The following is a 10,415-nucleotide window of genomic DNA, read 5'->3' on the forward strand; positions in this document are numbered from 1 at the left end:
CATGGGAAGAAGAGGGCGTCATGTATGTGAGTGGCTATGTGGCAGCGGATGTGTTAGTGAGCCTATACGGAGGGAAGGTCCTTCAGACGGGTAAGCTAAGTGATGTGCAAAGAACAAGACGAACCCTGGACAAAGTAGGTGATACCACCCAAGCACTGGACAAAGCAGGGGATGTGGCGAAGCAGGTTGATAGGGTTGAGGATGTGGTTAAGGGTGTTGATCAGATTGAGGACGCGGTAAGGGGAGCGAGTAAGGCTAAGAGGGGGGGTAACACTTGGAAGGATGTTGACTTGCTAGAGGACCTTGCAAAAAGAGGTGTTAAATATAACCCTAATGATGTCTTAGCAGTAACAAAAACAGGAAATGGTAAATTAGTATGGCTTGAAAAGGGTAACTCTAAGGCTGGAATGCAACATATTCTTAACCATGCAGATGATTTTGCTAAAAAAGGTATACAACAAAATCAAATTAAGGACTTAGTAATGGAATCAATTACGAATGGGAAAATTGTAGGATACCAGGGAAGAGGAACAGGTAGACCTATCTACGAAGTAATATTCGGAGGAAAAACCTACCATACAGCAATTACTATAGGGGATAATGGATTTATTGTAGGTGCCAATCCCACAACTTTACCATAGGAGGAGAAATATGAAGAAAATAAAAATTTACTTAGATTATCGATGTTTTCCTGTGTGGATATATGATGATAATGAAATGTTGGTAAAAAATGACTTACCTTTAGAGTTAATAGGAGATAAGGAGTTAGATGATGTTTTCGTAAATATTCAAAATATTTATGACGGTCTTTTCCTTGATAACTCAACTGAGTTTAATTTTATTGGATTCAAAAGTGAATCAGATAGAGAAGAATTTCTAAAAATGATAGAAGATGCTATAAATCTAATTAAAGTTAAGCTCGATGATACCTATATCATAGAAAATAAAATCGATATCTAGGAATGTTGTTCTAAGTATTCAAAGAGGTCACACAGTTTAGGCTGTAGTGACCTTTTACCTATTAGAGACGAATCAGACACTGTCTAGTAAAATGGACAACCTTTGGGACTTGTACACCTCAAAAGTGAAACCGTTCGAGAATATGGACGATGACTATAGTCAGAAAGCAAAAGCCATTAAGGGAAAGTATACCACCATGTGGGAAATCCATGTGGAAAGCCAAAAAAAAATGATCGACGCGTTTACAGATTTGATAAGGGGCGTTGTAGCTGGTTTAGTTGACATTGTCAAAGGCGCTGTCGTGTTAGTAGGAAATGGTCCTACCTTAGTCAGTAATGGGCTTATCCTAGTCATCTCAGACATCATACCTGACGACATTGAACCTGCTTATCTTAAAGACAAATCTGACAACATAAAAGAGGACGTTGCAGACTTTAAAGAAGTTACGAAGCAAATCATCGAAGACCCGTTTATGATGGTAGAATCAATCGGGCAGTCCATATCTGATACATGGGAAGAAGAGGGCGTCATGTATGTGAGTGGCTATGTGGCAGCGGATGTGTTAGTGAGCCTATACGGAGGGAAGGTCCTTCAGACGGGTAAGCTAAGTGATGTGCAAAGAACAAGACGAACCCTGGACAAAGTAGGTGATACCACCCAAGCACTGGACAAAGCAGGAGATGTGGCGAAGCAGGTTGATAGGGTTGAGGATGTGGTTAAGGGTGTTTATCAGATTGAGGACGCGGTGAGGGGAGCGAGTAAGGCTAAGGGTATAGGTAATGCTGTACTTTCGAGTGGAAAAACTAAGCATGTTTTAAATAGACATGGTTTTAATAATGTTAAAAATCAACTAGGGTTTGAATTGTCTAAGCGTTCTAGAAATGATGTAGCAAGAGATTTAGCAGAAAGAAGTTTCTTTAATAAGAATTGGTCAAATTCGAAAATAACTGAGGCTACACAAATGGCATATAATCAGGTTCTACAAAGAGGAGCTACTCATGGAAGACATACTGTAACAGTTTTTGGAGAAAAAATAACTGTACAGCTAAATAATGGAACTTTCCAAACAGCGTGGGGGCAACATAAATTTAAATTGTCGGATTTTGGTTTTTAGGAGTGAATGGATTGTTTTTAATAAAGTATAATATCCCTAATGAAGTTATTGATGAAATCTTAGAATTAGATGAAAGTAGTTTCGATAACGAATATGGGGAAATATATGGTCAATTTGAATTAAATTTTAATGAATACAAACAAGGATTTGTACATGAAGAAATTCCATTTGGAAATGAGCTATTAATTTCATGGTTTAAACTCATAAATAAAGTAGTTTTAACGCTCAATACAAATGATTATGTTGCTTTTACCATAATGGAAACTGATGACTACTGGATAGAATTGATTTGTAAAGAAGATTTAATAACAGTAAAAAAAGTGAAAGATAACCACCATAAAAGAACTTTGTATGATTTTATTATCACAAAGCCATTTGAAGAATTTTCAGATGAATGGGAGACAACTGATATTAAAAGATTAGAATTTATCAATGAAGTTAAACTAATAACTAAACAGTTTATAAAAGATGTAGCTACAATTAATAAAAATATATTAAAATCGCAAAGTCTAAATGAATTAATTTTAATTAATCAAAAGCTTTAAGTTGTTTTCCCTTTTTTAATGGTTCTCTGTCAAATGTGGTGGTGGGGTTATGATCCCATCACCTTCTTTATTTCCTGGTTCCACAGAATCTTATCCCTCATTCTCTCAAAGCTTTTGATCCCATAAGAATTGCGTTTGATCACTTTAATCGTATTATTAACACCTTCAATATAACCGTTGTTAAATGGATACATAAAGGCTTGAATAATCTCTTGTCGCCAGTTCATAAAGGTTCTGTAAACCCTCTTAAATCCTTCTATTTTGGAAGCCTTCAAGACTTTCAGACATTGGTCGAGGTTTTTCGCTGCGGTTTCTTTATCACTTTCTCTGAACCAACGTTCCATCCGGTTTTTTAGCTGGTATGCCTCTCTTAATCTCGGATCAATCTGAAGAAGCCTTTCAACCTTTTCCCTCTGTTCTTCGTCCAGGGCGTAATGAGACTTCCACAACAACTTCTTACGCCGTTTCATCTGGATCCGGCTCTTTTTATCAAGGTCACCCTGCACGTCACGTCTGACTTCATCAAGCGCCCAATACACCTGTCTCATAAAATGAAGTCGGTCTGCGATGATGAGCGGGTCTCCCAGTACGTCACGCACCGCTTTCTTAAACCACTTTGATAGGTCCATCACGACGATGTCGACACCACTCGTATCACAGGCGTTAAGATATTTTTTGATCGTATCTACCTTCCGATTGTATTTGGCAAGTAGAAAATGTATGAAATGGCATTTATAAATGCATGCCACTTGCTCCCTCATATTACTGTTGTAATAAAGACTATTTTAAACTCACTTTGTAAAGTTTCTATAGCTGTATTATGTAAAATAAATGTTTATGGCAAAATAAAAATGTAAGGTTCCCTCTCCTAAGTTAATTAAACAAATAGAAAAATTGGATTTACTTTTATTAGATGAATTAAGTTATACCCCCCTTCATAAAGAGGGGGGCGGAATTATTATTTCAGTTTATTTCCATGTATTATGAAAATAAAAGTTTGGTCATCACAACCAATCTTCAGTGCGGTCAATGAATTAAATTATTGTGTCGTGTGTTTGCAGAAAAATTACATAGCATTTATATTTATGGAAGTGTTGGAAGAGGAGAAGCAGTTGCTTATAAATCTGATTTAGACCTTACAGTAATAGTGAAATCCCCAACCACACTTGCTGAAAAAAATGAGCTTAACGAAAAGACTTTATCTCTTCTAAGACGCCACAAAGAAATTATTAAAATAGATTATGATATTGGAGAGTCTAAAGAAGCTTTGGCACAAGAAAATCTTTATGAATGGGGTTTTTGGTTACGTCATATGTGTACTTGCATTTACGGAGAAGACATATCCACAACGTTCCCTAGAATGAAGGCAAATGAAAAAATTAGTGCGGCGTTAAATAGAGACCTATTTAAATTAACTGACTTCTATAGACAAGCACTTAATAATGAAAATATGCCTGAGGTAACGAAGCGCACAATATTAAAGAGGATAATAAGAGGAGCGTACCTAAAGATAAATGTTGAAGACGAGAGTTGGTCAACCAAAGTAGATGAAAATTTAATGATTTTACAGTTGCATTTTCCCAATGAAGAATTGTTTGAGAAAATTAAATTAATTAAATCTTCGGATAAACCCATTAAAAACAGTGAACTTATCGAGATATTGGAAAAATTTAAGTTATGGTTAAAAAACATTTAATTTCAATAGTTTTAGTTAAAGCAACGGGTGTATCAGCTAGAAGAACTTTTATTTGTGAGTCCTACTGTTGTTAAAGTAGCGAACAGGATAGGGAAATAAGCGATATAATTATCATTGCTGTATATGTAGTCAATTGATAAAGGAGATATTCCATTAAATGATTAATTTTTTAAATAAAACAAAATTAAAAAAATATGATTTAAAAGGCATTGCCCAATTATTGTATCAGGATGTATCAGATGACTCATGGGATAAAGAAAATCTTACTAAAAGAAATTTAGACTTTACTCTTGAAAGCGTTCGTTATATTGATATCTATGCCAAAAGATTAATGGATACGCAGTTTGGTAATGGACTGTTAAGTAGACATTTTGATAATTTAGCGGAACGCATAGGTGCGTATATTGGTGAGGTTATTAAAAGCAACGTTAATCAAGACTTTTATTGGTATGAGTCTGATTCAGTACATCGTTATTCGTCCAATTTTAATGGTGAGTTTAGTAATAGCAAAATTCAAGGTGTTCTTTATTCTAAAAAGAAGGATAAAGTGATATTACCTTTGCATGTGGTATCTCAATTTTTGAAAGGGGACTCCCCGTACAGTAATCTTCTTCTTTACGTAGAAGAAACGATTAAGGAAAGAATTTAAATAATACAAATGAGATTGAAGGCTCGTTGTAACAGTCAATTAGCTAAATTATATTGACAAATAGGTACATAAACTCTACAATTGATAATAATTATCATTATCATTATCAATTGTAGAGGAGAGCAAGTTCTATGTTACATACTAAAAATAAAAAATTAGTTTTACTTATATTTATAATATTTCTTACTGTATCAATTGTTTTAATCGGTTGTACAAGTCAATCTGTAGAAAAGTCAGAAGCAGATGCCTCAACTGAGAATAGTCATATGATTACTTTCTCATGGCCGAGGGATGTAGGCGAAATGAACCCTCATGCATATAATCCATCTCAAATGTTTGCACAATCTATGGTTTATGAGCCTTTAGTTAGTTACGAAGAAGGTGGAGAGCTAAAGCCACATTTAGCTGAATCTTGGGAGGTTTCTGATGACGGAAAAGAGTACGTCTTCAATTTACGTCAAGGTGTGAAATTTTCTGATGGATCAAACTTCAATGCTGAGATTGTAAAAAAGAACTTTGATACTATTTTAGACAATGGAGACAGGCATAGTTGGTTAGGGTTTATTCCGTTAATTGATCAAACAGAGGTCGTAGATGAATATACATTTAAATTTACATTGAATGAACCCTATTATCCTACTATTCAGGAGCTAGCTAACGTTCGCCCAGTACGTTTCTTAGGAGAGGCAGGATTCCCTGAAGATGGAGACACATCAGAAGGTGTAGAACAACCAATCGGTACAGGTCCGTGGGTTTTAGAAGAACATAAAGTCGATCAATATGCTACTTTTAAACGGAATGAGGATTATTGGGGAGAACACCCAAGTGTAGAGCAAATTAAAGTCAAAGTTATTCCTGACGCGGAAACCCGCGTATTAGCTTTTGAGAAAGGTGAATTAGACGTTATATTTGGTGAAGGTGTTATTAATATAGATGCTTTTAATCAATTAAAATCGACAGGGTCTTATGAAACCAGTATTTCTGAACCCGTTGCAACTAGAATATTAGTCATGAACACCAATAAGGAGACCCTCTCAGATATCAAGGTTCGTCAAGCTTTACATTATGCATTTAATAAGCAAGAAATTGTAGAGAGCGTAACATCTAATTTGGAAGAGAAGGCTGACACTATCTTATCAACGAACTTCCCTTATACTTCAAATGTTGAGGCGACCACGATTGATTATGACGTTAATAAAGCTGAGCAATTATTAGATGATGCAGGATGGAAGATGCCAGAAGGAAAAGATATTCGTGAAAAAGACGGTAAACCACTTGAAATTGAGTTAATGTATAATTCTGCAGAGTCCATTCAAAAAATTATGGCAGAAGCATTACAATCTGAGTGGGCGAAAATTGGTGTGAAATTAAACATTGATGGAGTTGAACTTCCTACTCAAGTTGACAGGTTTAATAATAATGAATTTGAAATGAATTTTTATAGTACTTCGGGTGCGCCATATGATCCACATTATTTCATAAACATAGTTGCCACAGAGGGATTTGGCTTTAGGGAGGCTATATCATCTTATCCTAACAAGGATGAGCTGTTGAGCCAAATTGCTACAGTCCAACAAACAACTGATGAGAATGAGCGTCAGGAGCTATACACATCCATTTTAGGTTCATTACAAGAGCAAGGTGCAATTGTACCTATTTCTTATATTAGACAAATTGCAATCTATCAAAAAGATGTTTCTAATTTTTCATTCCCTGCTAATCGGGACGCGCATCCTTTTACAGGTATTCATATCGGAGAGTAAGCGACAGGAGATTTTCTTATGGGCACATATATCGTAAAGCGAATGCTGACAATCGTTCCAATTTTTCTTATAGCTACATTGATAACATTTGGAATGATTCACCTATCACCAGTCGATCCTGCTGAAGCATATTTAGCTGCTGCAAATATACAACCAACAGCAGAAATGTTGGCTCAAAAAAGGCAAGAATTTGGCTTAGACCAACCTCTTCTTGTTCAATATGTAAATTCGGTAATTCAAATCTCTAAGTTTGACTTTGGCGTATCTTATGTGACAAATAAGCCCGTATGGGAAGAGGTTTCTTCGCGACTTCCCGCGACCATTGAATTAACTTTAGCGAGTCTTGTTATTGCCATCGTGGTAAGTATCCCACTCGGCTTTTTAGCAGGGGTTAGGAAGAACAAAGAAATCGACCATTTTAGTCGGTTTCTTTCCTATTTTGGGGCATCGATACCTTCCTTTTGGTTTGGCTATTTGTTGATCTTTTTCTTTTCCGTGAAACTTGATCTGTTTCCGGTAGAAGGTATAGGAACTTGGAAACATCTTGTTTTACCCGCTATAACTTTGGCTTTACCCTTAATCGCTTTATATACTCGCTTATTACGTGCAAGCGTTCTTGAAAACCTGCAAGAGCCCTATGTCCTTTTTGCACGAACAAGAGGAATCCATGAAAAAAGCATAATGGGAAAACATGTATTGAGAAGTGCTATATCCCCTATGATTACAGGACTTGGTATGAATTTAGGAAAGCTGATGACTGGTGCTATTATTGTAGAGGCCGTATTTTCATGGCCGGGGTTTGGAAGGTATTTTATCGAGGCTATTTTTAACAGGGATGTTCCTGTTATTCAATGCTATGTCCTATTGGCTGCAGGTTTGTTTCTTATAAGCAACTTAATCGTTGATATTATTCAAATGTATATTGATCCCCGTATCTCAAGAGAAGGAAGGCAGTTTCAATGATTGAACGTTTAGGTGTTATGGTAAGAAGTCAAAAAGTCATTGTCTTTTGCTCTGTAATATTAGCTTTGTTCCTTCTTATCACTATCTTTGCTCCGTGGATTGCACCTCATGATCCTAATTTAGTTAATGTAACGGCTAAACTTCAGGGGTCTTCCTTAGCGTATCCATTAGGAACAGACCATTTGGGAAGATGCACGTTATCACGTATTCTTTATGGCGCTCGTACGTCACTAGGATTTGCTACATTAATTTTTATTTCATCTTTAAGCATCGGCTTGATAATCGGTCTTATTGCAGGCTATAAAGGTGGCTGGGTGGATCAAGCATTAATGCGATTCGCAGATGGTGTGATGGCCTTCCCAGACCTTTTGCTGGTTCTTGGATTAGTCGGGATATGGGGAGCTGGCCTTAGACAAGTTTTAATTGCCTTAATCTTTGTTCAATGGGTCTATTACGCAAGAATCATCCGTGGAGTAGTTCTAAGCTTGAAAGAACAGAGCTATATTACCGCTGCGAAAATAAGCGGATCTTCTCAATGGAAGATTATAATGAAACATATTATTCCGAATGTCCTGCCACCACTAGCAATAATGGCGACATTAGAAATGGGTTGGGCGATCATGCATTTATCTTCCATGTCCTTTTTAGGGTTAGGTGTGCAACCCCCTATCCCTGAGTGGGGGGCTATGATACATGAAGGGAAATCATATATTAGAACAAATCCATTACTAATGGTTTATCCTGGTTTAATGATTATGCTTGTTGTCGTTACCTTTAATTTATTAGGTGAAACGCTATCGGAACGTTTTGGTTTAAACACCGATAATAAAGAAGGACGGGTAAAATAATGGAATCAAAAGACCAATATATTTTAAGGGTTAAAGATTTATATGTGAAAGTGAAAACAAAAGAAGGTTTGTCCACACTTGTTCAAGACATTAATTTTGGCGTTGAAAAAGGTCGTGTGACAGGGCTTGTTGGAGAAAGCGGGAGCGGTAAAACAGTAACAAGTCTGTCTATCTTACAGCTGTTTGATCAAAATAAAATGGACGTGCAAGGGAGTATTACACTAAATGGGCAGGAATTAATCGGGTTGAAAAACAAGGAAATGAGAGAAATTCGCGGGAAGGATATTGCTTTTATTATGCAAAATCCAATGAATGCCTTTACGCCTGTTTTTACAATTGGCCATCAATTTGTTGAAACGATTAAATCACATACCACATTAAAGAAAAAGCAGGCAAAGGCGCTTGCAATTGATGTGATGGAAAGTGTAAATTTACCCAATCCCGATAAATTGCTAAAAAATTATCCTTTTCAATTAAGTGGGGGGATGCTTCAACGCGTAATGATCGCCATGGCTGTATGCTTAAACCCCGCCGTTATTATTGCGGATGAACCAACGACAGCGCTTGATCTTCATAATCAATGGTTAGTGCTTCGACTTTTAAATGAAATACGCTCTCAGTATGGAACAGCGATTCTGCTCATTTCGCATGATCTTGGCGTCATTGCAGAAATGGCAGATGATGTCATCGTGATGAAACAAGGAAGCATTGTTGAATCTGCCAATGTATTTGACTTGTTTGATCATCCCAAACATGAATATACAAAAAAACTGTTAAGGACAAGACCTACTTTACATCCTAAACAACAACCAATGCTCGATCTTGCAAAGGTGTGATACGAATGAGCCTATTACAAGTAACAGAAGTAAGCTATAGCTATAATTTTAAGATGCCATTTCAATCGAAGGATCCATCCAAAAATGTACTTCAAAATATTTCTTTTGCTATTGAGGCGGGGACATGTTTAGGGTTATTAGGTACAAGTGGAGCGGGTAAAAGCACTTTAGGTAAGGTGATTCTTGGCATCCAACGTCCACAGCATGGGAAGGTTTTGTTTCAGGGCCATGATATTTATAATGCGGATAAAATCACCAAACGAAAAATACGTCGCAACTTGCAAGCTGTTTTCCAAGATTCATATTCATCAGTTAACCCACGAATGACAGCTGAAAGCATTATAAGTGAGCCATTAGATAACTATGAAAAACTAACGTTAACAGAAAAAAGAAAAACGGTTATTTCACTTTTGGAACGTGTAGGATTAAGTGAAAGAGATGCAAAAAAATATCCACATCAATTTAGTGGTGGACAGTTGCAAAGGATTAATATTGCTAGAGCAATTGCTCTTAAACCGATGTTAATCGTGCTAGATGAATCAGTTAGCAGTCTCGATAGGGTTACCCAGAGCTTAATTTTAGAATTATTAAATGAATTAAAAATTGACTTCGGCTTATCTTACCTTTTTATTACCCATGATATAAAAGCAGCTTTTTCTATTTCCGATCATCTTGGCGTGTTAGAAAATGGAGAACTAATTGAATGTTACGATTCAAAAGCTCAGTTTTTCGAATCAAAGCATCCTGTTGTTAAACGAATGAGCGATTCGATGCTTGCTGAACATCCACGTGATCGCTCACTTACAGTTTAGTACGAATTAACCGAGTACTATCACGTTAATCAAGGATTTAATGATTGAGTCCGTAATTAATAAACCGAAGAAGAAATGAGGGTGGGATATAACTAAATAATGAAATGGCGTATCCGAACATTCTGAACAAAGCGTAGGAAAAACACGTAGACTCCTCGAAAATATCGAACGATTTTCTTCGTGCGATGTATGATCGAGGACGCTTTCCTTATCCTGTGGGAATAGCACG

General features: G+C 36.5%; 12 protein-coding genes and 1 pseudogene. 12 read left to right on the forward strand and 1 reads right to left on the reverse strand.

Annotated elements, in window-relative coordinates:
- The 4 genes from B494_RS0113380 to B494_RS0113395 all read left to right on the forward strand — a co-directional run.
- Positions 1–641, forward strand: a 641-nt coding sequence (locus tag B494_RS0113380; protein ID WP_161603093.1) for a hypothetical protein, incomplete at its 5' end; no start/stop codon positions are given.
- 10 nt (positions 642–651) lie between these two features.
- Positions 652–960, forward strand: a complete 309-nt coding sequence (locus B494_RS0113385) for a hypothetical protein (RefSeq protein WP_017472894.1) — start codon at positions 652–654, stop codon at positions 958–960.
- 211 nt (positions 961–1,171) lie between these two features.
- Positions 1,172–2,074 carry a hypothetical protein gene (locus B494_RS0113390; protein WP_144032244.1) on the forward strand — a complete coding sequence of 301 codons (903 nt, stop codon included), beginning with the start codon at positions 1,172–1,174 and terminating at the stop codon, positions 2,072–2,074.
- Between the two features lie 11 nt (positions 2,075–2,085).
- On the forward strand, positions 2,086–2,619 hold the full coding sequence (locus B494_RS0113395; RefSeq protein ID WP_017472896.1) for a hypothetical protein: 534 nt from the start codon (positions 2,086–2,088) through the stop codon (positions 2,617–2,619).
- Between the two features lie 47 nt (positions 2,620–2,666).
- Here B494_RS0113395 and B494_RS0113400 read toward each other — a convergent pair whose 3' ends face one another.
- The gene (locus B494_RS0113400) at positions 2,667–3,380 is read right to left on the reverse strand and encodes an ISL3 family transposase (protein WP_420884346.1); all 714 of its coding nucleotides are present in this window, start codon (positions 3,378–3,380) and stop codon (positions 2,667–2,669) included.
- A 109-nt stretch (positions 3,381–3,489) separates the two neighbouring features.
- Here B494_RS0113400 and B494_RS21465 point away from each other — a divergent pair.
- The 8 genes and pseudogenes from B494_RS21465 to B494_RS0113435 form a co-directional block, all read left to right on the forward strand.
- Positions 3,490–3,649: pseudogene (locus tag B494_RS21465) on the forward strand (ATP-binding protein); the annotation flags it as partial.
- Between the two features lie 21 nt (positions 3,650–3,670).
- Positions 3,671–4,315 (forward strand): nucleotidyltransferase domain-containing protein, encoded by a 645-nt coding sequence (locus B494_RS20205; RefSeq protein ID WP_161603094.1) that lies wholly within the window; start codon positions 3,671–3,673, stop codon positions 4,313–4,315.
- A gap of 157 nt (positions 4,316–4,472) precedes the next feature.
- Entirely contained in the window at positions 4,473–4,964 is a 492-nt protein-coding gene (locus tag B494_RS0113410; RefSeq protein ID WP_017472899.1) for a hypothetical protein, read from the forward strand.
- A 131-nt stretch (positions 4,965–5,095) separates the two neighbouring features.
- Entirely contained in the window at positions 5,096–6,727 is a 1,632-nt protein-coding gene (gene nikA / locus B494_RS0113415; protein ID WP_017472900.1) for a nickel ABC transporter substrate-binding protein, read from the forward strand.
- Between the two features lie 18 nt (positions 6,728–6,745).
- A complete protein-coding gene (nikB, locus tag B494_RS0113420; protein ID WP_017472901.1) occupies positions 6,746–7,690 on the forward strand; it encodes a nickel ABC transporter permease subunit NikB in 945 nt (314 codons plus the stop codon).
- Positions 7,687–8,538, forward strand: coding sequence for a nickel ABC transporter permease subunit NikC (nikC, locus tag B494_RS0113425; RefSeq protein ID WP_017472902.1), 852 nt, complete (start codon positions 7,687–7,689; stop codon positions 8,536–8,538). Before nikB ends, nikC begins: the two co-directional genes overlap by 4 nt.
- On the forward strand, positions 8,538–9,374 hold the full coding sequence (gene nikD / locus B494_RS0113430; RefSeq protein WP_017472903.1) for a nickel import ATP-binding protein NikD: 837 nt from the start codon (positions 8,538–8,540) through the stop codon (positions 9,372–9,374). Before nikC ends, nikD begins: the two co-directional genes overlap by 1 nt.
- A 5-nt stretch (positions 9,375–9,379) precedes the next feature.
- A complete protein-coding gene (locus tag B494_RS0113435) occupies positions 9,380–10,186 on the forward strand; it encodes an ATP-binding cassette domain-containing protein (protein WP_017472904.1) in 807 nt (268 codons plus the stop codon).
- Positions 10,187–10,415 lie beyond the last annotated feature (229 nt).

The organism is Amphibacillus jilinensis Y1, from assembly GCF_000306965.1.
Classification (GTDB): domain Bacteria; phylum Bacillota; class Bacilli; order Bacillales; family Amphibacillaceae; genus Amphibacillus_C; species Amphibacillus_C jilinensis.